General features: G+C 39.0%; 24 protein-coding genes, 1 tRNA gene and 1 rRNA gene. 13 read left to right on the top strand and 13 right to left on the bottom strand.

Features of this window, described 5'->3' with window-relative positions:
* Nucleotides 1-77 precede the first annotated feature (77 nt).
* A 16S ribosomal RNA gene (locus NSU02_RS05055) occupies nt 78-1,631 on the bottom strand.
* Between the two features lie 656 nt (nt 1,632-2,287).
* Here NSU02_RS05055 and NSU02_RS05050 point away from each other — a divergent pair.
* On the top strand, nt 2,288-2,476 hold the full coding sequence (locus tag NSU02_RS05050) for a hypothetical protein (RefSeq protein ID WP_063387041.1): 189 nt from the start codon (nt 2,288-2,290) through the stop codon (nt 2,474-2,476).
* Nucleotides 2,477-2,612: 136 nt separating this feature from the next.
* Here NSU02_RS05050 and NSU02_RS05045 read toward each other — a convergent pair.
* A tRNA-Ala gene (locus NSU02_RS05045) sits at nt 2,613-2,685 on the bottom strand.
* A 204-nt stretch (nt 2,686-2,889) separates the two neighbouring features.
* On the opposite strand from NSU02_RS05045, the gene NSU02_RS05040 reads away from it, so the two are divergent.
* Nucleotides 2,890-3,693 (top strand): protein-glutamine gamma-glutamyltransferase, encoded by an 804-nt coding sequence (locus NSU02_RS05040; RefSeq protein WP_063387042.1) that lies wholly within the window; start codon nt 2,890-2,892, stop codon nt 3,691-3,693.
* 7 nt (nt 3,694-3,700) lie between these two features.
* Here the strand turns inward: NSU02_RS05040 and NSU02_RS05035 are convergent, their stop codons facing one another.
* Nucleotides 3,701-4,102 carry a secondary thiamine-phosphate synthase enzyme YjbQ gene (locus NSU02_RS05035; RefSeq protein WP_063387043.1) on the bottom strand — a complete coding sequence of 134 codons (402 nt, stop codon included), beginning with the start codon at nt 4,100-4,102 and terminating at the stop codon, nt 3,701-3,703.
* Between the two features lie 80 nt (nt 4,103-4,182).
* A complete protein-coding gene (locus NSU02_RS05030; protein WP_063387044.1) occupies nt 4,183-4,866 on the bottom strand; it encodes a zinc metallopeptidase in 684 nt (227 codons plus the stop codon).
* A gap of 263 nt (nt 4,867-5,129) precedes the next feature.
* Between NSU02_RS05030 and NSU02_RS05025 the strand changes: the two genes are divergently transcribed.
* Both NSU02_RS05025 and NSU02_RS05020 read left to right on the top strand, forming a co-directional pair.
* Nucleotides 5,130-5,384: a hypothetical protein gene (locus NSU02_RS05025; protein WP_063387045.1), complete on the top strand. Its 255-nt coding sequence runs from the start codon at nt 5,130-5,132 to the stop codon at nt 5,382-5,384.
* Nucleotides 5,381-6,376, top strand: coding sequence for a potassium channel family protein (locus NSU02_RS05020; RefSeq protein WP_339194534.1), 996 nt, complete (start codon nt 5,381-5,383; stop codon nt 6,374-6,376). Before NSU02_RS05025 ends, NSU02_RS05020 begins: the two co-directional genes overlap by 4 nt.
* Here NSU02_RS05020 and NSU02_RS05015 read toward each other — a convergent pair.
* Together NSU02_RS05015 and NSU02_RS05010 are read right to left on the bottom strand one after the other, a co-directional pair.
* A complete protein-coding gene (locus tag NSU02_RS05015) occupies nt 6,373-6,774 on the bottom strand; it encodes a YugN-like family protein (RefSeq protein WP_063387047.1) in 402 nt (133 codons plus the stop codon). The two genes, NSU02_RS05020 and NSU02_RS05015, sit on opposite strands and share 4 nt — an antisense overlap.
* 509 nt (nt 6,775-7,283) lie before the next feature.
* On the bottom strand, nt 7,284-8,633 hold the full coding sequence (locus tag NSU02_RS05010) for a glucose-6-phosphate isomerase (RefSeq protein ID WP_063387048.1): 1,350 nt from the start codon (nt 8,631-8,633) through the stop codon (nt 7,284-7,286).
* A gap of 180 nt (nt 8,634-8,813) precedes the next feature.
* Between NSU02_RS05010 and NSU02_RS05005 the strand changes: the two genes are divergently transcribed.
* The gene (locus NSU02_RS05005; protein ID WP_063387049.1) at nt 8,814-9,047 is read left to right on the top strand and encodes a DUF378 domain-containing protein; all 234 of its coding nucleotides are present in this window, start codon (nt 8,814-8,816) and stop codon (nt 9,045-9,047) included.
* A gap of 338 nt (nt 9,048-9,385) precedes the next feature.
* Here NSU02_RS05005 and yugI read toward each other — a convergent pair whose 3' ends face one another.
* The 3 genes from yugI to NSU02_RS04990 all read right to left on the bottom strand — a co-directional run bounded on the left by yugI (nt 9,386) and on the right by NSU02_RS04990 (nt 11,546).
* Nucleotides 9,386-9,751 carry a S1 domain-containing post-transcriptional regulator GSP13 gene (yugI, locus tag NSU02_RS05000; protein WP_063387050.1) on the bottom strand — a complete coding sequence of 122 codons (366 nt, stop codon included), beginning with the start codon at nt 9,749-9,751 and terminating at the stop codon, nt 9,386-9,388.
* Between the two features lie 128 nt (nt 9,752-9,879).
* Nucleotides 9,880-11,049: an aminotransferase gene (locus NSU02_RS04995; RefSeq protein ID WP_186439307.1), complete on the bottom strand. Its 1,170-nt coding sequence runs from the start codon at nt 11,047-11,049 to the stop codon at nt 9,880-9,882.
* On the bottom strand, nt 11,046-11,546 hold the full coding sequence (locus NSU02_RS04990; protein ID WP_063387051.1) for an Lrp/AsnC family transcriptional regulator: 501 nt from the start codon (nt 11,544-11,546) through the stop codon (nt 11,046-11,048). Before NSU02_RS04990 ends, NSU02_RS04995 begins: the two co-directional genes overlap by 4 nt.
* Before the next feature lie 159 nt (nt 11,547-11,705).
* Between NSU02_RS04990 and NSU02_RS04985 the strand changes: the two genes are divergently transcribed.
* Nucleotides 11,706-12,506 (top strand): alpha/beta hydrolase, encoded by an 801-nt coding sequence (locus NSU02_RS04985; protein WP_063387100.1) that lies wholly within the window; start codon nt 11,706-11,708, stop codon nt 12,504-12,506.
* 14 nt (nt 12,507-12,520) lie between these two features.
* Here the strand turns inward: NSU02_RS04985 and NSU02_RS04980 are convergent, their stop codons facing one another.
* The gene (locus tag NSU02_RS04980; RefSeq protein ID WP_339194527.1) at nt 12,521-12,784 is read right to left on the bottom strand and encodes a DUF1871 family protein; all 264 of its coding nucleotides are present in this window, start codon (nt 12,782-12,784) and stop codon (nt 12,521-12,523) included.
* A 75-nt stretch (nt 12,785-12,859) separates the two neighbouring features.
* Between NSU02_RS04980 and NSU02_RS04975 the strand changes: the two genes are divergently transcribed.
* Nucleotides 12,860-14,026: a MalY/PatB family protein gene (locus NSU02_RS04975; RefSeq protein ID WP_339194524.1), complete on the top strand. Its 1,167-nt coding sequence runs from the start codon at nt 12,860-12,862 to the stop codon at nt 14,024-14,026.
* Between the two features lie 29 nt (nt 14,027-14,055).
* Here the strand turns inward: NSU02_RS04975 and NSU02_RS04970 are convergent, their stop codons facing one another.
* Nucleotides 14,056-14,253 carry a hypothetical protein gene (locus NSU02_RS04970; RefSeq protein WP_063387054.1) on the bottom strand — a complete coding sequence of 66 codons (198 nt, stop codon included), beginning with the start codon at nt 14,251-14,253 and terminating at the stop codon, nt 14,056-14,058.
* A gap of 127 nt (nt 14,254-14,380) precedes the next feature.
* Here NSU02_RS04970 and NSU02_RS04965 point away from each other — a divergent pair, with 127 nt between their 5' ends.
* The gene (locus NSU02_RS04965) at nt 14,381-14,764 is read left to right on the top strand and encodes a kinase-associated lipoprotein B (RefSeq protein WP_063387055.1); all 384 of its coding nucleotides are present in this window, start codon (nt 14,381-14,383) and stop codon (nt 14,762-14,764) included.
* 95 nt (nt 14,765-14,859) lie between these two features.
* On the opposite strand, the gene kapD is transcribed toward NSU02_RS04965, so the two are convergent.
* The gene (kapD, locus tag NSU02_RS04960) at nt 14,860-15,480 is read right to left on the bottom strand and encodes a 3'-5' exonuclease KapD (protein WP_063387101.1); all 621 of its coding nucleotides are present in this window, start codon (nt 15,478-15,480) and stop codon (nt 14,860-14,862) included.
* A gap of 140 nt (nt 15,481-15,620) precedes the next feature.
* Between kapD and NSU02_RS04955 the strand changes: the two genes are divergently transcribed.
* Nucleotides 15,621-16,028, top strand: coding sequence for a thiol-disulfide oxidoreductase DCC family protein (locus NSU02_RS04955; protein ID WP_232515738.1), 408 nt, complete (start codon nt 15,621-15,623; stop codon nt 16,026-16,028).
* A gap of 134 nt (nt 16,029-16,162) precedes the next feature.
* Here the strand turns inward: NSU02_RS04955 and NSU02_RS04950 are convergent, their stop codons facing one another.
* Nucleotides 16,163-16,363, bottom strand: coding sequence for a hypothetical protein (locus tag NSU02_RS04950; RefSeq protein ID WP_157727911.1), 201 nt, complete (start codon nt 16,361-16,363; stop codon nt 16,163-16,165).
* A gap of 170 nt (nt 16,364-16,533) precedes the next feature.
* Between NSU02_RS04950 and NSU02_RS04945 the strand changes: the two genes are divergently transcribed.
* Genes NSU02_RS04945 through NSU02_RS04930 form a run of 4 tightly spaced genes read left to right on the top strand, consistent with a single transcriptional unit; the run spans nt 16,534 to nt 21,182 of the window.
* On the top strand, nt 16,534-18,954 hold the full coding sequence (locus NSU02_RS04945; RefSeq protein WP_339194520.1) for a Na+/H+ antiporter subunit A: 2,421 nt from the start codon (nt 16,534-16,536) through the stop codon (nt 18,952-18,954).
* Entirely contained in the window at nt 18,926-19,363 is a 438-nt protein-coding gene (locus tag NSU02_RS04940; protein ID WP_130157063.1) for a Na(+)/H(+) antiporter subunit B, read from the top strand. The genes NSU02_RS04945 and NSU02_RS04940 overlap by 29 nt, the downstream gene beginning before the upstream one ends.
* Nucleotides 19,363-19,701, top strand: a complete 339-nt coding sequence (locus NSU02_RS04935) for a Na(+)/H(+) antiporter subunit C (RefSeq protein WP_066249252.1) — start codon at nt 19,363-19,365, stop codon at nt 19,699-19,701. Before NSU02_RS04940 ends, NSU02_RS04935 begins: the two co-directional genes overlap by 1 nt.
* Nucleotides 19,698-21,182 carry a Na+/H+ antiporter subunit D gene (locus NSU02_RS04930; protein WP_339194516.1) on the top strand — a complete coding sequence of 495 codons (1,485 nt, stop codon included), beginning with the start codon at nt 19,698-19,700 and terminating at the stop codon, nt 21,180-21,182. The genes NSU02_RS04935 and NSU02_RS04930 overlap by 4 nt, the downstream gene beginning before the upstream one ends.
* Nucleotides 21,183-21,184: the final 2 nt, after the last annotated feature.

Here is a 21,184-nt window from a genome sequence, read left to right as displayed (position 1 = left end):
ACAATCAGGAAGGATATGATCCTTCAAAACTAAACAAAACGGAAAAGCGCACCCTATTTCAATGTATATATCCTTAGAAAGGAGGTGATCCAGCCGCACCTTCCGATACGGCTACCTTGTTACGACTTCACCCCAATCATTTGTCCCACCTTCGGCGGCTGGCTCCCGTAAGGGTTACCCCACCGACTTCGGGTGTTACAAACTCTCGTGGTGTGACGGGCGGTGTGTACAAGACCCGGGAACGTATTCACCGCGGCATGCTGATCCGCGATTACTAGCGATTCCGGCTTCATGCAGGCGAGTTGCAGCCTGCAATCCGAACTGAGAGTGGTTTTTTGGGATTCGCTCCACCTCGCGGTTTCGCTGCCCTTTGTACCACCCATTGTAGCACGTGTGTAGCCCAGGTCATAAGGGGCATGATGATTTGACGTCATCCCCACCTTCCTCCGACTTTTAGCCGGCAGTCACCTTAGAGTGCCCAACTGAATGCTGGCAACTAAGGTCAAGGGTTGCGCTCGTTGCGGGACTTAACCCAACATCTCACGACACGAGCTGACGACAACCATGCACCACCTGTCACCCTGTCCCCGAAAGGGGAACGCCCTATCTCTAGGGTTGTCAGGGGATGTCAAGACCTGGTAAGGTTCTTCGCGTTGCTTCGAATTAAACCACATGCTCCACCGCTTGTGCGGGTCCCCGTCAATTCCTTTGAGTTTCAGCCTTGCGGCCGTACTCCCCAGGCGGAGTGCTTAATGCGTTTGCTGCAGCACTAAAGGGTGGATACCCTCTAACACTTAGCACTCATCGTTTACGGCGTGGACTACCAGGGTATCTAATCCTGTTCGCTCCCCACGCTTTCGCGCCTCAGCGTCAGTTACAGGCCAGAGAGCCGCCTTCGCCACTGGTGTTCCTCCACATCTCTACGCATTTCACCGCTACACGTGGAATTCCGCTCCCCTCTCCTGCACTCAAGTTCCCCAGTTTCCAATGGCCGCTCGCGGTTGAGCCGCGAGATTTCACATCAGACTTAAGGAACCGCCTGCGCGCGCTTTACGCCCAATAATTCCGGACAACGCTTGCCACCTACGTATTACCGCGGCTGCTGGCACGTAGTTAGCCGTGGCTTCCTCGTCAGGTACCGTCAAGGTACCGCCCTGTTCGAACGGTACTTGTTCTTCCCTGACAACAGAGCTTTACGATCCGAAGACCTTCTTCGCTCACGCGGCGTTGCTCCGTCAGACTTTCGTCCATTGCGGAAGATTCCCTACTGCTGCCTCCCGTAGGAGTCTGGGCCGTGTCTCAGTCCCAGTGTGGCCGGTCACCCTCTCAGGTCGGCTACGCATCGTCGCCTTGGTGAGCCGTTACCTCACCAACTAGCTAATGCGCCGCGGGCCCATCCTGCAGTGACAGCTAAAAGCCGCCTTTCAACCGAAAACCATGCGGTTTTCGGTGTTATCCGGTATTAGCTCCGGTTTCCCGAAGTTATCCCAGTCTGCAGGGCAGGTTGCCCACGTGTTACTCACCCGTCCGCCGCTAACCTAAAGGAGCAAGCTCCCTTCGGTCCGCTCGACTTGCATGTATTAGGCACGCCGCCAGCGTTCGTCCTGAGCCAGGATCAAACTCTCCAAAAAAAGTTTGTCACCAAATGCTCTTGTCAGAATCAACAGGCACGCTTTTCGTTTTGTTCAGTTTTCAAAGATCATTTTCCGCTGTATTTTTACAGCGACTTTTTCAATATACAACTATTCAGAGCAAAATGTCAAGAGTTTTTTTAAAAAGTAATTTTTTATTCATGACTAATGTCTCATTGATCTTAACGACATTTGATATTCTATCACCATTAACCACTAATTGCAATATAAATTTTTATAAAAAAAGATTTATTTTTGATAGTCGTTAGACAAAAATTGATTTAGTAGACGAAAGCATACTCATTCAAATAATTATCTGTTAGAACATATTTTACCACAAACAAACGCATTGTTAAGCACCTCTTACTGTTTGTGATCCGCTAAAATTTCTATCTAACGAGCCAAAGGAAAATCGATGTCAAGCATTTGTCAGCATCACCGTTTTCATAAACACGATTTCACCGGATTGAAACCTGACACTGTGAAGCAATTTATCGATCGAGACAATAGTTTCCTCAACTTAAAAAAAGACGCGATGCAGCCAAGTACAAATAAAAGCAGAATGCTGATGCAGCCATAGCATTTATTTTTTTGTATTAAAAATGGACAAGCATGAATATATAAAATTTAGAGAGACAAAAGCGGGAGGGATAAAAATGGATCTGGCTTTCTTAATTATTGCTTATTTTTTATCCATTTTCCATTTTGCATATGGATATAAAGAAGCTATAAGAATAAGCGAAGAAAACGGAAAAGTGAACGGTTGGTCCGTCATTTTTTCGTTTCCACTCGGATTTATATTTGCATTTTTTACAAACTTTTTTTATCACAAAATATATTTATAAATTCAATCAGTAGATTTATACAATCTTTACGGAAAAGCTTTTTCCTTCATCTTTTCATTGAAGACGAATATTATCACAAAAAACTCATTTTTTATGAAGAAATAATAAAACCCTTGGTAAACAAGGGTTTTTTAAATGGAGCATAGGGGGCTCGAACCCCTGACCTTCGCGCTGCCAGCACGACGCTCTCCCAACTGAGCTAATGCCCCGTTTTTCATTTGTCACAGACAATATTATAGCGTGATGATTTTTCCAATACAAGTATAAATTTATACAAATGACGAAATTTCATAAGAGGTTTTTCTCCTGTAAAAAAGTTGATGCGGTAACGCTCTTTTCAAAGATATATCAGAATTTACATGGACCAATTACTTATCAAAATCATACGATGGTTACAGAGGGGGGAACGATAAATGATTGCAATTCAAAATAGGCCTATTACAGCTAATGAATTAAAAGAATTTTTTTCAGATGCAAAAGATCGGGAAATTATTGATTGGATGGCAAACAGCCACAAAGTTTATCGCTATGAATCCTTAAATGAATTAAAGTTTGAAATTTTATTCAGGAGAAAAACGATCGAAGCTTCGCTCGACCTTTTAAAAAGCAAAGCGCAATTTGCGACATTTGAAAATTCATACTGTCATGATCGCTTCTGGCAGCTGAGCAGTAAAGGGGCGTTTTTGTTAAAAAAAGATGTGACTCCGGCAAAAGGAATAGAGGACATTTTTATAAATGGAAATAAATATGCATTTGAATGTGCAACAGCTATAGTCATTGTGTTCTATAAAGCTGCTCTTGATTCAATAGGAGAAAAAGCTTTTAATTATTTATTTGCAGATCTTGTTTTATATGACTGGCATTACGACAAAGACCTCGGAGTCCGAACGACCGTTACGACTGATTTTGTCCCAGGAGACTGCGTTTATTTCAACAACCCGGATTTTAACCCGGAAACACCACAGTGGCGGGGGGTAAATGCGATTCATCTCGGCAATAATCTGTATTACGGTCACGGAATCGGAATTCGTGATGCAAAAGGCGTCATCGAAACGTTAAATCGATATCGAAAAAGACAAGCGGTTGAATCGGCTTATTTAAAAGATCAAGTTACAAGACCGAATTACAAGTACCTATCAACTTATCAAAACTATATTCGTGAAAATAAAAATAAACGAATTTCGGCTAGAATCGGGCAAACTTTTTATACATTTTAACTAAAACCTATCCTTTTAAAATTTTTGCATAATATGTCCGTTTTCTAGGTCCGTCAAACTCGCAAAAATAAATGCCTTGCCATGTTCCAAGCAGCAAATTTCCTTCCAAGATGATAACGTGCTGGGATGCTCCGACAGTACTTGCTTTCATATGAGCAGCAGTATTCCCTTCAAAATGCCGGTCAAGCGGATTCTCCCATGGGTACAGCTCATCGAAACGGCGAATCATATCCCGCTTTACGTCAGGATCAGCATTTTCATTGATCGTAATGCCTGCTGTCGTGTGCGGACAGTATACCACAACTATCCCTTCTGAAACGGCTGATTCATGTACAAACTGTTGAATTGACATTGTAATGTCAATCATTTCATCACGCCGGCTCGTCTGTAATATAAATTTTTTTAACATGATAAACACCGCCTCTTAGCCTTGCGCTTTTTCTAAAATGACAAGGGGCCTATTATACGAATAAGCCCCTTGTCCAACTTTTATTCTTCTTGAGATTGGAAGAAAATCATCACGAATTTCAGAAGTTCAAATAGAGATATTAAAGCTGCCGCAACATACGTTAAAGCCGCTGCATTTAATACTTTATTGACTCCGTGCTCTTCTTCGTTTCGGATAAAGCCGTCGCTTACTAAAATAGCTTTTGCTCTAGAGCTCGCATTAAACTCAACAGGCAATGTGATCAACTGAAATGCAACTGCAGCGGAGAAAAAGATAATCCCAAGCCCTAACAAGTTTAAGCTTTGTAATAAAAACCCGGCAATAAGCAAAATCGGAGCAATTCCCGATGTAAGATTGACAACTGGAAACATTTTATGTCTTAACACAAGAGCACCATACCGTTCTTTATGTTGAATTGCGTGTCCGCACTCATGCGCCGCGACGGAGACGGCCGCAATCGAATTTCCGTAATAAACCGGCTCTGATAACCGCACAACCCGATGAATTGGATCGTAGTGGTCTGTCAGCTGCCCGTGAACAGGCTCGACTGGAACGTCATAAAGTCCGTTTTGATCCAAAATTCTCCGCGCAACTTCTGCCCCTGTTAAATGACTCGAAGCGATCACATCGGAATACTTAGCAAAATTCCCTTTCACACGGAATTGCGCCCAAATAGATATTCCGAAGGCAATGAACACCAGAATGTCCATCGGATGAAAAAGCATTTTGAAAAACCTCCCGTTCTATTTTTTATAGTTAACAATAATATAACAATTTTTGAAGGAATTTGTACAGAATTTTGTATCAACGTAAAAGAACTGACACATGTCTTTACTATTCTACGATGACATGAACCATTTCATTCAGCTTTACTGTAAAATCACCCCATAATTATGAATTCAGCTGTCCAACATATTCATACGCATTTGTATACGAAAAGTTTCATTTTCAAAAAAGAATTTGCACATACTAATACAGGGGTGTTGAGATGAAACTTAATAATGAAGAGAAAAAACAACTGAGTACCGCAATTGATAACATGAACGATGCGTTAGATGTATTTATCGAGCTGTACAATGAATCAGAAGAAGATGTAAGCATTATAGAATTTGAAGATCAAACCATCAAGGCGATTAAACGCGCGGTCGATGCATACGGAAAAGAGGCCGTTTCCAAAAAAATCAATACAATTATTACAGAAATTTTCTCTTTTCTTGCCGAAACGAAAGGAAGTAAATCATGAAATCGACAAAGCTTTGGATTCAATATTTAAGGTGGCCGGTTTTTATCCGAATGTCTGTTATTGTGTTAATGATTTTAATTTTGTTTGGCACGATGATTTCTTACATAGAACCGAAGGAGTTTCCTACACCTTTTGAAGGCATATGGTGGGCTCTTGTAACAATGTCTACAACCGGTTATGGCGATTTCGTTCCAAAAACTTTTTTGGGACGTACATTCGGAATGATACTAATTTTGACCGGAGTAGCATTTTTTACATCCTATTTTACGAATTTATCAGCTGCTGCTGTAAAAAGGCAAAATGCCTATATTGACGGGGAAATTCCTTTCAAAGGGAAAAACCATTTTTTATTAATTGGCTGGAATGAAAAAACAAAGGAGATTATTGAAACACTGCGTATTATAAAATTTTACTGCCCTATTGTTCTTATCGACCAAACATTATCTGAGGCACCTTATATTGATGAAAACATACACTTTATTAAAGGAAATCCTGCCGATGATCAAATTTTAAATAAAGCAAACATTAAAGAGGCAAAAGCTGTCTTCATAACAGCTGATCAACATAGAAACGAATTGGAAGCCGACATGCTCACGATTTTAGTATTAATTACGGTAAAAGCGTCAAATCCGTCCGTGTACACCATTTGCGAAATGATGACAAAAACACAAACATTGAATGCCAAACGGGCGGGAGCTGATGAGATTATTCAATCTTTCCAGGTGGTTGGTCAAGTCTTTTTAAATAGCTTCTTATTTCAGAATGGATTTTCGAATGTTATATTAGAGCTCGGGAAAGCATACGGCGCCCGCTTAACAATTGAATCTCCAACAGACCAGGACATCGGGAAAAATTTTCAGCAATTACATAATGACCTGTTTTCCAATGGCATCATTCTTTTTGGCATCAAAAGAGGGGAAGAGATTTTTCTAAACCCTCCCCACAATTTTACAGTCGTTCAACACGATTGTTTAATAGCTTTAAAAAACTAATTTAATCTTCTTTCAAGCTCTTGAATTAGTGTCTCTCCTAATTGAACATAAGGCTCTAAAACATCGGCATCTTTTTCCGCCGGTTCGGAAAACTGATTAAAGGAGGCTTGGAAGTTTCCAATTGCCGCATGATCGTCAAGTCCCTCTTTATATTTGTGGGTTAAAATAAAAGGCCGGCCGAGTCTTACCGTTGCATTATGTGCATCCAATTGCCCGTCGACAGCACGAAACGGTATTCTTAAAAAGTGGTATCCGTCGTCATCATCCATCAGATAATCAAAATAACCGTGATCATAATCCCAATTCCCTCCAATTGTGTATCCTAACTGTTTTAATTCCAGTTCTAAATCGTATAAAGGATATTGTTTTCCTTCCAAAGATGAAGAAATTTCAATCATTACTTAAACACCTTCCTGCTCATTTTTTATTATGTTTACCCAATGGTGAAAAAGTAGTCATGAAAGATGCTCTTCAAGCTTTATGGAAAATGGCGATTTTTGCATTCGGCAAATATTCGAGCGAATTTTTCGTTTGATGGAAAGTCATTATTTTAAGTTAAAAAATTGGTTTATTATTTCGAATTTTGCTCTAACTATGCGGATCCCTCTTCCCAATAATATTCTCCACGCTCTTACAGCGGACAGATAAAAGTTAAAGGGCTTCTGTTAATGGAAGGGATATAACGTGACAGTCAAAAATATTGCGATGAAGAGCAAATTGTGTATTTATTTTTCTAAATAAAGGAATAAAAGAGCAACATTGCATTCCAATTGTCGGAAGCGGGCAGCAGATAGACAAAAATAAAACAGCTGTAGCTAGAAATAGCTACAGCTGCTGTTTAATCAAATTCTGTCTGCTTGGCAAAGGAAAATTCAGCAATTGCCGTTCTTTTTTACATGATTCCCTTTTATTTCAAGCGTTTTTCAAGCTCAGCTTTTTTCTCTTCAAAGCCTGGTTTGCCTAAAAGAGCGAACATGTTGATTTTGTATGCTTCTACGCCTGGCTGGTCAAACGGGTTAACGCCAAGTAAATAACCGCTCATTGCACAAGCTTTTTCAAAGAAATAAACGAGATATCCGAATGTATAAGCGTTTAATTCAGGAATGGAAACAATGAGGTTCGGTACGCCCCCGTCAGTATGAGCTAAGAGAGTCCCTTCAAATGCTTTTTTATTGACAAAATCAACAGATTTTCCGGCTAAATAATTTAATCCGTCCAGGTTGCTTTCATCTTCTTCAATCGTTATGTCATGCCGTACCTTCTCTACATGTAAGATCGTTTCAAATATGTCCCGGCGCCCTTCTTGCACATATTGTCCTAACGAATGCAGATCTGTCGAAAAGTTGGCTGAAGCAGGGAAAATACCTTTCAAATCTTTTCCTTCACTTTCCCCGAAAAGCTGCTTCCACCATTCCGCAAAATATTGAAGAGCCGGCTCATAATTGATGAGCATTTCAATTGTTTTCCCTTTATTATAAAGAATATTGCGCGCAACGGCATACTGGTAAGCTGGATTCTCCATTAGCTCGGAAGAAGAAAAATCTCTTCTTGCATCTTGAGCGCCCTTCATAATCTCTTCAATATCCACTCCGCTTACCGCAATCGGAAGAAGCCCGACAGCAGTTAGAACAGAATATCGTCCGCCGACATCATCCGGGATAATAAATGATTCATATCCTTCTTCATTTGCGAGTGTTTTGAGGGCTCCGCGCGCTTTATCTGTCGTAGCATAAATACGTTTTTTCGCTTCTTCTCTTCCATATTTATCCTCTAATAATTTGCGGAAAATTCGGAACGCTATCGCTGGTTCTGTCGTTGTTCCAGATTTAGAAATGACATTAATGGAAAAATCTTTTTCTTTTATAAAATCAATAACATCTTGGATATATGTAGAACTTATATTGTTTCCGACAAAAATAATTTGCGGCGCTTTTCTTTGGCTTTTTGAAAGAGCATTAAAAAATGAATGGTTCAACATTTCAATTGCAGCTCGAGCACCTAAATAAGAACCTCCGATTCCGATGACAAGCAATACATCAGAATCCGAACGGATTTTTTCGGCACATTGTTGAATCCGTGCAAATTCCTCCTTGTCATAATCTTGCGGCAAATCGATCCAGCCTAAAAAATCACTTCCTTGACCTGATTTTTCATGCAAGGAATGATGGGCAACCTTTACAAAATCTTGATAATATGTAAATTCTTGCTCACTAAAAAAAGATAAAGCTTTAGAGTAATCAAAACGTACATGTGCCATAAACCAATTCCTCCATCTCTAAAAATTTATCTGCCATGTCTTCCACTTTATCGAAAATATTTGTCGAAATCAAGAAAACAATAAACAGAAACAGGCTCATTATTCCTGCTATCAGATGTATAAATTTTTCATTTTGATACAAGTTAATAAGGAAAAATTCAACTTAAAGGAGGTAGCAACATGAGCACTTTACAGCGAATTGCACTGCTTTTTACAATAATCGGAGCCCTGAACTGGGGTCTTATCGGATTTTTTCAATTTGATCTTGTGGCAGCTATTTTTGGCGGCCAAAATGCTGCTTTATCTAGAATCATTTATGGTATAGTCGGTATTGCCGGTCTCATTAATCTTGCTCTCTTATTTAAACCTGATGCAGAATTTGCCCGTAATGAGCCTAAGACGGAAACAAGATAAAGACAACAAGCATTTCAATGAGATCAAAATTCGGAGCTTAAAAAATCGACATAATTTTCTGTAAAAAAACCTTCTATAATTTTTTTCTAAAATCGACAGAACCGAAAAGTAGGGTTCAAATAAACCGGCATAATTGCCGGTTTTTTTCATTAGCGCAGCTTGAAGGATTGCCGCTTTTCGAACTTCTATAACCGAAATGACATTCGATAAATCTTTAAAAGAATGTCCGGGCAAAGTTCGATAGCAGTCTTTGTAACACGAATAAGTATTAAAAAGCAAATTCGTGTTCTACAATAACGTTTCCGTAAAATTCCGCCATGACAGCGATGCGTATGTCTTTATTTTTTTATAATATTTTCGTGTTTTGATTGTTCAATCCATTCCTGCAGCTTTTCACGCAATGTGTTAAAGCCTCTTGACGCTTCGTTTTCTGTTTTTTGTTTAGCAATTGGTTTTGATTTTTCTTCCACTGCCTTAATGGATAAGCTGATCTTTCCCGATTCATGATCAACAGAAAGAATTTTTACATTTACTTCATCGCCGATCTTTAAGTAATCCCGGACATCTTTTACATATCCGTGGGCAATTTCCGAAATATGCACTAGACCTTGCGTTTCTTCATCCAATGCTACAAATGCACCGTACGGCTGGATTCCTGTCACTTTACCAACTAAAACAGCCCCGATAGGATATTGATTAGCCATTTAAACACTCCTAATTCATAATTTCTGCTTAAAACGAATATGCGGTGATCAATTATAACACAATGTACTCATTTGAGCAAAAATAAATAAAAAAACCTGGCCTCATATTAGGCCAGGCAATAAAAGCATTATAAAGATTGTACAAATCGTTTGATCCTTTTCATCGCTTCTTGAAGCTGCTCCATAGATGATGCGTATGAACAACGAATATATCCTTCGCCGCTTTGGCCAAAAACATTGCCGGGGACTACTGCTACTTTTTCTTCTAAAAGCAATCTCTCCGCAAATTCCTCGGAAGACAATCCGGTGCTTTTAATGCTTGGAAAAGCATAAAAGGCACCGCCCGGCATATGGCAAAATAAACCGGCTTCATTTAACGACTGAACAATGTAGTTTCTTCTTCTTTGATAGCTTTTCCGCATATATAAAACATCTTCATCATTTTCCAATGCTTCTAATGCAGCGTATTGGGCCATTGTCGGCGCGCACATGATCGAATATTGATGAACCTTCAACATTGCACGCGCAAAAACTCGGTCAGCAGCTATATACCCAAGCCGCCACCCTGTCATGGCAAAGCCTTTAGAAAAGCCGGAAATAAGAATTGTCCGTTCCTTCATACCTTCAATACTCGGCATGCTTACATATTCATCTTCATAACAGAGCTCAGCATAAATCTCATCAGCCACTACCAGCAAGTCATATCGCTTAGCAATTTGTGCAACTGCTTCCAGCTCTTTCTTCGATAAAACCGTTCCTGTCGGGTTGTTTGGCGTACAAATCATAATGGCTTTTGTCTTACTTGTAATATATTTTTCCAAAATTTCCGGATTGACTTTAAATTCTTCTTCTCCAAAGGTAGATACGCTGACAGGCTTCCCTCCCGCGAGAGTGACCAGAGGCGCATATGAAACAAAGCAAGGTTCTATTATTAATACTTCATCCCCGCTATTAATAATAGACCGGAAAGCTATATCGATCGCTTGACTCGCACCAACTGTTACAATAATTTCTTCAGCCGGATCGTACTGTAAATCAAAACGTTTGAACAAATACTCGCTGATTTTTTCGCGAAGCTCATACAATCCAGCGTTTGCTGTATAAGACGTAAATCCTTGTTCCAAGGAAAGAATGCAGGCTTCGCGTACATTCCATGGAGTGACAAAATCAGGCTCTCCTACGCCAAGTGAAATAACGCCTTCCATATTGGCAGCCAGGTCAAAAAACTTGCGGATGCCTGATGGCTTCATATTTATGACAGTTTCTGACAAATATGAATTTAACGTCTTCATTTTCATGGTGACACCACGATTCTTTTATCTTTATCTTCGTGATCAAAAATGATTCCGTCATGTTTATATTTTTTCAAAATAAAATGTGTTGTTGTAGATAAAACGGATTCAAGCGTTGACAGCTTCTCCGATACAAAACGGGCTATATCATTCATTGTTTTTCCTTCAATCACGACAGAAAGATCATAAGCGCCTGACATTAAATAAACCGATTTAACCTCGTTAAATCGATAAATGCGTTCGGCAATTTCATCAAACCCTACGCCTCTTTTTGGAGCCACCTTTACATCGATCATGGCTGTTACGCCTTCATGTCCGTCTACCTTTTTCCAATCAATGGTTGTCGCATAATTCACGATGATTTTTTTCTCTTCTAAACCTGAAATCAATTTCTTTGTCTCTTCCTCAGAAAGTCCAATCATTTTCGCAATTGTTTCAGGTGTTAATCGGCTGTCTTCCTCCAAAATTTCTAAAATTTCTGTTTCCTTTTCAGTCAATTTCATTTTTGTAAATCCCCCTAAAATGGAATCTTCAGATAATTATATCACGTTCCAGAATTTTTACATCACTATGCCAGAAAATTTTTTAAATTGATGGATAAACTAACGGTACAAAATTACTGAAAGGAGAAATAAGCATTGCTAAAGGAAATCCATCACAAGATGAAAATATTAGGAACAAATATATATTACGAATATTATCATCATCCACAACAAACAGATACGATCGTGCTGATTCATGGATTTTTATCCTCCACCTTCAGCTACAGAAAATTAATCCCTTTATTAAAAAAGCACTTTTCCATTATAGCCATTGATCTTCCCCCATTTGGGAAATCCGAAAAAGCAACGAAGTTTTTCTATTCCTATCACAACATGGCAAAAGCGGTTATAGAGCTTTTAGAACGTTTGCAAATCAAACAGGCTGTAATTGTCGGCCATTCCATGGGCGGACAAATTTCTTTATATGCAGCTAAGCAAAAACCTGATTTGTTTAAAAAAATTGTGCTCATTTGCAGCTCTGGTTATATGCAAAAGATGCCTTCCTCTCTCATATTTTGTTCATATCTCCCGTATTTTTACCTTTACGTTAAAAGACAATTTATCAGGCAAGGCGTATGGAAAAGCTTATGCAGTGTCGTGCACGACCAATCGCTCATTAACGAAGACATGATATACGGATATAGCGAACCGTTTTATGACGATAAAATTTTCAGAGCATTGACCCGAATGATTCGTGAACGTGAAGGAGATCTTTCCTCACAAGACTTAAAAACGATTGAAATTCCATGCTTATTAGTATGGGGGGAAGAAGATAAAATCGTTCCAATCGAAGTCGGATACCAGCTTCAGAAAGATTTGCCCATCTCTCGTTTTGTCTCCTTCAAACAAACAGGCCATTTAGTGCCTGAAGAGCGGCCATATCATGTTAGTAATCACATTTTTGATTTTTGTTTCGGCTAAATAGGTAAGTGTTTTTACAATAATTGGCATGACGCATTTTTTTTAATCGCCAATAGTTTTTTGGCGATTTTTTCACATTCCTTTAAAGGTATAACCTCTTCAAAAGAGAATTCGTAAATTGACTGAATCTTCCTAGCCAACTGTAAAGGGTGATCAATTGTATGAACGGCTTGAATGCAATCAACTATTTCCAGTTCGTAAGCATCATTGCCCAGTTGGAGCGGATCCCATTCACTTAACAGTTCAATCATAAATAAATTTGTCTCTTTTTGTTTCATATCGCTTCCCCCAAATTGGTACAAAATGTTTGCAATTGTATTTTAGCACATATACATTGGTATTGAGGTGAGAAGATGAGTGATTTTGATCAAGTAATAAAAAGAAAAGGAACACAATCTTACAAATGGGATTTCACAAAAGAATTGTTCGGACATGAAGATGTTTTGCCAATGTGGGTAGCTGATATGGATTTCAAATCTCCCGATGCGGTCATAGCGGCTTTGAAAGAACGAGTCGAACACGGTGTGTACGGCTATACTGGCGTCGCCTCCAAAACAAAAAAATCGGTTCAAAATTGGCTAAAAACAAGACATGGATGGGAAATTTCAGCCGATTCACTTGATTTTTGTTCAGGCGTAGTGGAAGCAATGAGCATAGCCATCCAAGCATTAACGGAAGAGGGGGATCGGATTGTGATTCAGCCCCCGGTATACAAGCCTTTTTTTGACATGGTGAAGTATAATAAACGCATTGTTGTGGAGAATGAATTAGTTTTAAAAGACGGGCGTTATTCTATCGATTTTGAAGATTTGGCGGAAAAGCTGGCAGATCCATCCGTCAAAATGCTGATTCTTTGCAACCCGCAAAACCCGAGCGGAAGAGTATGGACAAAAGAGGAGCTTGCAAAAATCGGCGAATTGTGCTTAGAAAACGGCGTGTTTGTTTTTTCAGATGAAATTCATTCAGATATTTTGCTGTTCGGCAATAAGCACACTCCTTTTGCTTCCATCAGTGAATCATTTGCTCAAAATTCCATTACAGCTATTGCGCCAAGCAAAACATTTAATCTTGCCGGCCTTCAAGCTTCGGCAGTGATCATTCCTGATAGGAAAATATTAGGTAAATTTAAACAAGTGAAAAGAAAGCAGGGGCATTTTTCTTTAAATATTTTTGGCATTACGGCAATGGAAGCAGCCTACAATAACGGACATGAATGGCTGGATTCACTTCTCCTTTACCTTGAAGAAAACGTAAAACTTGTCGAACAATATTTTGGGGAGCATTTAAAAAGTATAAACGTAATCCATCCTGATTCTACGTATTTAATTTGGCTTGATTGCCGTTCATTAAATATGACTGAACAACAATTAAAAAAACAGCTGCTTGAAAAAGGAAAATTAGCATTGGAACTGGGCAGTAAATACGGCAAGGCTGGAGAAGGTTTTGTGCGGATGAATATCGGCTGTCCGCGGCAGATGGTCCTAGATGGATTAAAGAGACTAAAAACGGCTCTTTCTTAACATTCGTTGGGAGGCATCGCCTCCCGGTTTCAGCTTCTTTTTTTCTCATTTTCTGAAAGCTTTTTCAGCAGCTCATTCGCTTTTTCTTCTTCCTTGCGGGATATTTTTTTAAAAAAAATGATCGCAACTACAGCTAAAATGATAAACGGAACCATTTGCAAAAAACCATATAAATATTCAATTTTATTTTCCGGAAAATATAGAATAAAATTTAGAAGCCATTCCATGATCATCACGACCTTTCAAATCCATTCTATCTTTTACTATAGCAAAATTTTGCTTTATCATGCCATCTGCTCTGAAAATAAAAGTGTACAATAGGTGAAAACATTACAATTGCTGGAGGGGAAAACTTTGGACATAAAAGTCGGGGATATCGTTACAGGCATTTATAAAACCGGTAAATATATCGGGGAAGTTACCGAAATTCGGGAGAATCATTATTTAGTAAGAGTAAAAGCGGTTTTAAAACATCCGATGCAAGGGGATTTGCACCAGCCGAAACAAGCTGATGTTCCGTTCTTTCATGAACGCAAAGCACTTTCCTTCAATGAACAAGCAAATATTCCAAAAAAAATGGTTCACCATTATAACGGGGAAATTCCTGATTACGAAACTTCTCTGAAAGAAGCTTCCGCTGCTTTAAAGAAGGAGCTTGAGGAAGATGGAAGCGATTGGGCATTGCGTTCTCTTGAAAACTTGAATCGATTAGAGAGAGAATATTTTAAAGCATTATGAAAAGATGGTTCCATTCCTTTAGCAATTCGAGGTTTAATCCGAGAGAATATTTTAAAGCATTATGAAAAGGCCACTACAAATTGCAGCTGGCCTTTTCATGTCGCTTGCTTTTGCCATAATTTTGTTAAATCTATTCGTTCACCAATTGTCAGCGGCTTTGGTTTCAAAAGATATTGCTTATCTTTTTCAATCAGCTTAAAAATATTAAAAGTTGTTAACGCATCGTCAAGTGCACGATGATGCTTGCCGATTCCTTTTTTGCCGTATTCCTCCACAGCTTTCCACAATCCTGTTTGATTGCGGTCGCCAAAAAATTTTTTATATTCCATTGATAAATCGATCTCCGTACCTGCTATTGGAAATGGCAGTCCATGCTCTTTGCAATTATGGCGAAGAACTTTCATGTCCATGTTGCCCCATGTCACGATCATTGTTTCTTCCCCAAAAGAAAGCTTGCGAAGAAGATGAACCAATTCGGAAAACGATAGACCGTTATCAACTTGTTCTTGGGTAATTTCCAAAAAACGCTTACATCGTTCTGTTAATTTTGGAAAAAATCTAGGTTTTACAAATGTGGAAAACGTCTCTTTAATTTTTCCCCTTTCTACCTTTACGACACCCGCTTCGATAATTTCCGGAAAAAAGCCTTCCGGATTCATTTTGTTCTCAGCCATTGTAAATTCAAAATCAATAAATAACTGCTTCTTGGCCTCCACGTTATCCTCCCCCCTTATGAATCACTGCTCCGAAAACACCGTTACTTCATTATATCATTTAACAAGAATAAATATCTTCCATTTCGGAAAATAAAAAATTTTTTATGAATTTTTTATTATAAAATAGAAGAAAGGAGTGAATATCGATGAAGCCAAAAAAAATCATTCTTTTCGACGGCATGTGCAATTTTTGCGATTCGACCGTAAATTTCATCATTTCGCACGATCCAGATGAAATTTTTATATTCGCACCGCTGCAATCAAGCAAGGGAAAGGAATTATTACAGCAATTCGGCCTTTCGACTGAATCTTTTGATTCGCTCGTATTATCGGATGGGAATCGCTATTATACAAAATCCACTGCTGCTTTACATATCGCCAAACACTTAAGCGGGCTTTTGAAAATATTTTACGGATTCATCATCATCCCGAAACCAATTCGCGATTTTTTTTATCAGATCATTGCTAAAAACCGATATAAATGGTTCGGTCAAAAAAACAAATGCATCCTTCCTAGTGAAAACATAAAAAAACGTTTTTTACAATAATCCGAGAAAATTTTAAAACTTCCTGTTCATCTCATAAATTGTTCTTCCTGTAAATAAAGAAAAAAACTGGGAAATCGCCAATTTCCTTTAAAAAACTCGATTTTACTTGTATTTTCTTAAATATTTTTGGCATTTCATTCTAAGTAATTGATGACACGAATGTATTCTCTTGGTGCAAACGTTTCTCCCTTCATATTTTTGGAAAAAGTATTGATTGGCGTCCACTCATATGATGGATGTACATACGTCTGTTTCGTTTGTTCATGCAAATACCATGAAATGCTGAATAATAAGATAAAAATTAAAATGGCTGTCATTACCTTTTTTGTCATCATACCACCTCATTTTCAAGGTGGGAAATTTCACAAAAAAATATACATTTTATGATTTTTTTGATACGATATTTGTGGTCTTATGAACTTGAAATTTAAAAAGCTATATATGCAAAAAATATTGAGAACAATAAAATACAGCTAGTCCAAAACATTGGATAAGGAGGGTTTACATGACATTTCTGCATTGGGCTATATTATTTCCATTTCTATTTGCTTTCATGGTACCATTCCTATATAAGACATTTCGGAAAATACATACTGGATGGTTTGTGCTTCCCCTTCCTATATGTTTATTCATATTTTTTCTTCAATTTTTGCCGGGAGTTAAGTATAAAGAAGGTATCGTACAAACTGTTAAATGGATTCCATCATTAGGAATTGATTTTGCTGTTTATGTGGACGGACTCAGCCTTCTGTTTGCTTTGCTCATTACCGGTATCGGCTCTCTCGTTGTTCTTTATTCGATCTACTATTTGTCGAAGGAAAAAGAACAGCTGAATGCGTTTTACGTTTATTTGTTGATGTTTATGGGGTCAATGCTTGGAGTAGTCTTAACTGATAATACTATTGTTTTATATACTTTTTGGGAAATTACCAGCTTTTCTTCTTTTCTATTAATTGGCTATTGGCATTATCGGGAAAGATCACGTTACGGGGCGCTAAAATCGATGCTTATTACTGTTTTTGGCGGACTTTCCATGCTTGGCGGATTTATCTTGCTCTACATCATGACTGGAACATTCAGCATTCGTGAAACAATTGTCCAAAGCAGCAGTATCGCCGACAATGGATTATTTATCCCAGCCCTTATTCTGCTCTTATTGGGAGCATTTACTAAATCTGCCCAATTTCCTTTTTACATTTGGCTGCCTGATGCGATGGAAGCGCCAACGCCAGTCAGTGCGTATCTCCACTCAGCAACGATGGTGAAAGCAGGCATTTATTTAGTTGCTCGATTCACACCTGTATTTGCAGGAAGTGCCGAATGGTTTTGGATCGTTTCACTTTTCGGAATTTTCACCTTATTCTGGGGATCCTTCCATGCGGTGAAACAAACGGATTTAAAAGCGATGTTAGCCTTTTCAACTGTCAGCCAGCTCGGCATGATTATGTCCCTTTTAGGTGTCGGCTCCGCCGCCCTCTTGTTTGATCATTTTGAATTTTATTCAGTTGCGATTTTAGCAGCGATTTTCCATTTGATTAACCATGCGACATTTAAAGGCAGCCTATTTATGGTTGCAGGCATTGTTGATCATGAGACAGGTACTCGAGATATTAGAAAGCTTGGCGGACTCATGTCCCTTATGCCCATTACCTTTACGATCGGTTTAATCGGCGCGTTTTCTATGGCAGGTCTTCCACCATTTAATGGATTTTTAAGCAAGGAAATGTTTTTTACCGGTATGATTCGAGTATTGAACATGGATGTATTTCAAACAGAAACATGGGGGTTTTTACTTCCAGTGCTCGCATGGATCGGCAGTGTTTTTACATTTATTTACAGCATGATGTTTGTTTTTAAAACATTTGCTGGAAAATTGCAGCTGGAAAATCTGCCTAAAAAACCCCACGAGGCGCCGATCGGAATGCTGATTCCGCCTATTGTGCTGGCATCCCTTGTTGTTATTTTTGGATTTTTTCCAAACTTGCTTGCTTACAGCTTAATCGAACCGGCAATGAAATCTGTCATGCCTAGCTTGTTGAAGGATGGAGAACATTTTCACATTCATATTTCACATTGGCACGGCTTTACTGCGGAATTTTGGATGACAGTTGGCGTAGTGATACTTGGAATATTCCTATACTTGACAGCGTCAAAATGGAAAAGAGTTTACGATCTGCAGCCGAAAAGGATGACGCTCAATCAATTATATGATCATTCTTTAAAAACGGCAGGCAAAACTTCCAACCGGCTGACAAGCTTTTATATGACTGGATTTATTCGCGACTATCTTGTCTATATTTTTGCATTTATGATCATGGCAGTTGGAGCGACAATGATCATCAAGCAATCAATCTCTTTTGCTGCTGATGATGCTGCACCTGTCGGAATTTATGAATTGATCCTGTCGATTGTTATGATAGCCGGTTCAATCACAGCTGTTTTGGCAAGATCCAGATTGACAGCCATTATTGCACTTAGCTCCGTCGGGTATTCACTCGCACTGTTTTTCGTTTTATTTAGAGCGCCGGATTTAGCTTTAACGCAGCTAGTTATTGAAACGGTATCAACTGCCTTGTTTTTGCTTGCTTTTTATTTCTTACCTGAGCTGCAGAAAAAAGATAAAACTCGAGGATTCCGCCTGGTGAATTTTATAATTTCAGCAGGCGTCGGGGGGATTGTAACGCTGCTGGCCATTTCCGCAAGCAGCGAACGCACTGGAAAAACGATCGCGGAATACTTTCTGGAAACGAGCTATAGCTTGGGCGGCGGATACAATGTCGTCAACGTTATACTAGTCGATTTCCGCGGCTTTGACACGCTGTTTGAAATAACTGTTTTGGCAATCGCAGCGCTTGCTGTCTACAGTATGATTCGCCTTCGCACAGGAGGGAAAGACGTTGAAGAAAACGGGTTTAAAAACGAATGATCTTATTTTGCAAACAATTACAAAAATCGTGCTTTTTATCGTGATCATTTTTTCGTTCCATTTATTTTTCGCTGGCCATAATGCCCCTGGAGGCGGGTTTATCGGCGGGCTCATCACATCAGGAGCAATCGTTTTATTATTGATCGCTTTTGATGTCAAAACCGTGAAAGCGATTTTGCCCATTAATTATGTTAAAGTGGCGGCGTTCGGATTATTGATTGCGATTTTATCGGGGATCGGCTCCTTTCTTTTCGGAGTTCCATTCCTTTCTCATACACATGGCCACGTTCACATCCCGGTTTTAGGCGATACGCATCTTGCGACTGCTGTCATTTTTGATCTCGGTGTATATTTTGTTGTTGTTGGCGTGACAATGACGATTATTCAAACGATTGGAGAGACGGAATAATGGAGATTGTAACTTCCATTGTTGCAGGAATTTTGTTTATGACAGCTACATATTTAATGCTTTCAAAAAGTTTATTGCGGATCATTATTGGAACAGGTCTTTTGAGTCACGGAGCTCATCTCCTCATTTTAACGATGGGGGGACTGAAAAAAGGAACTGTTCCGCTGTTAGATGAACACGCAGCTTCTTATGTAGACCCTTTGCCGCAAGCACTTATATTAACTGCAATTGTCATTAGCTTTGGAGTAACAGCCTTCTTTTTAGTGTTAGCCTACAGATCTTATCAAGAACTTGGAACAGACGATATGGATCAATTGAGGGGAAATGATCAGAAATGAATAACAATATCATTATTTTACCGATTATTATTCCTATGGTAACTGCAGTATTGCTTATTTTTTTCAATAAACAAGAAAAAGTGCAAAAATATTTAAGCGCTGTTTCTTCCGTTATAAATATCGGCATTTCCGTTTTCCTTGTTCACTATGTTCATACAAACGGAATCATTTCCCTTGAAGTCGGGGATTGGAAAGCGCCGTTTGGGATTGTTCTTGTAGCCGATATGTACGCGATTCTGCTTGTTTTAACGGCAAACATTATTGTTTTTGCCTGTTTGCTATTTTCCTACAAAATAGTAGATTATAATCGAAGCAAATTTTTCTACTATTCCGGCGTCATGTTTTTATTGACCGGAGTGTCCGGTGCTTTTCTGACAGGAGATCTTTTCAATCTGTTTGTGTTCTATGAAGTTATGCTCATGTCTTCTTATTTTTTAATTGTTCACGGAAATTCAAAGCCGCAATTAAGAGAAACTATTAAATACATTTTAGTAAATGTTATTTCATCCGCTTTATTTGTCATATCCGTTGCATTTCTATATGCTGTAACAGGTACATTAAACATGGCTGACTTGAGCCTGCGAGTCGCAGAATTAGGCTCATCCGGCATCATCGCGGCCATCTCCATCATGTATTTAATTGTATTCGGATTGAAAGGAGCCATTTTCCCGCTTTTTTTCTGGATGCCCGGCTCCTATCAGGCTCCGCCAGCAGCTGTTACGGCCCTGTTTGGTGCTCTTTTGACAAAAGTTGGAGTCTATTCGATCACAAGAGTGTTTACGCTTATATTTTTGCAGGACATTGCATTTACTCATACGTTTATCGCATGGCTGGCGGTGCTTACGATCATATTTGGCGTTATTGGCGCCATTAGCTTCTCGGATATTAAACAGATCGTGATATACAACATTTTGACAGGCGTTGGTGTCATTTTATTTGGAGTGTCCACAATGACCGAATCAGGTTTAGAGGGATCTGTTTATTACATGATCCATGATATGATTATTAAAGGGTTGCTGTTCCTTTTGGTCGGAATCGTCTTTTCGATCACTGGAACAACAAACCTTGAAAAATTCAGTGGACTAATAAAAAAATACCCAACACTTGGGTGGATGTTTTTTATCGCCGCATTAGCTTTAGCCGGCATTCCACCATTAAGCGGTTTTATCGGGAAACTGAAAATAGTCCAAGGGGGATTTGAGCAAGGTGAATTTGTATTAGCTTTCGTAGTCTTGCTTTCAAGCCTTTTAGTCCTATATTCTGTGATGAAAATATTTATTAACGGTTTTTGGGGAGAGGAAAAAATTCCGCAAGTTCGGGAAACCAGTCAAGTAAAAAGTCTTTACGTTCCAGCTGCTTTCTTACTTGCTCTCTCATTATTTTACGGGCTTGGCACAGAATTTATCTCTTCATACATCAAACAGGCAGAACAGGTTCTTCTTTCTCCTGATCTTTATATTGAAGCCGTATTAAAGGAGTAGAT

Origin of the sequence: Aeribacillus sp. FSL W8-0870 (assembly GCF_037963755.1) — a bacterium.
Classification (GTDB): Bacteria; Bacillota; Bacilli; order Bacillales; family Aeribacillaceae; genus Aeribacillus; species Aeribacillus composti.
The sequence above is the reverse complement of the archived record's forward strand: the minus strand, read 5'-3'. Positions and strand labels throughout refer to the sequence as shown.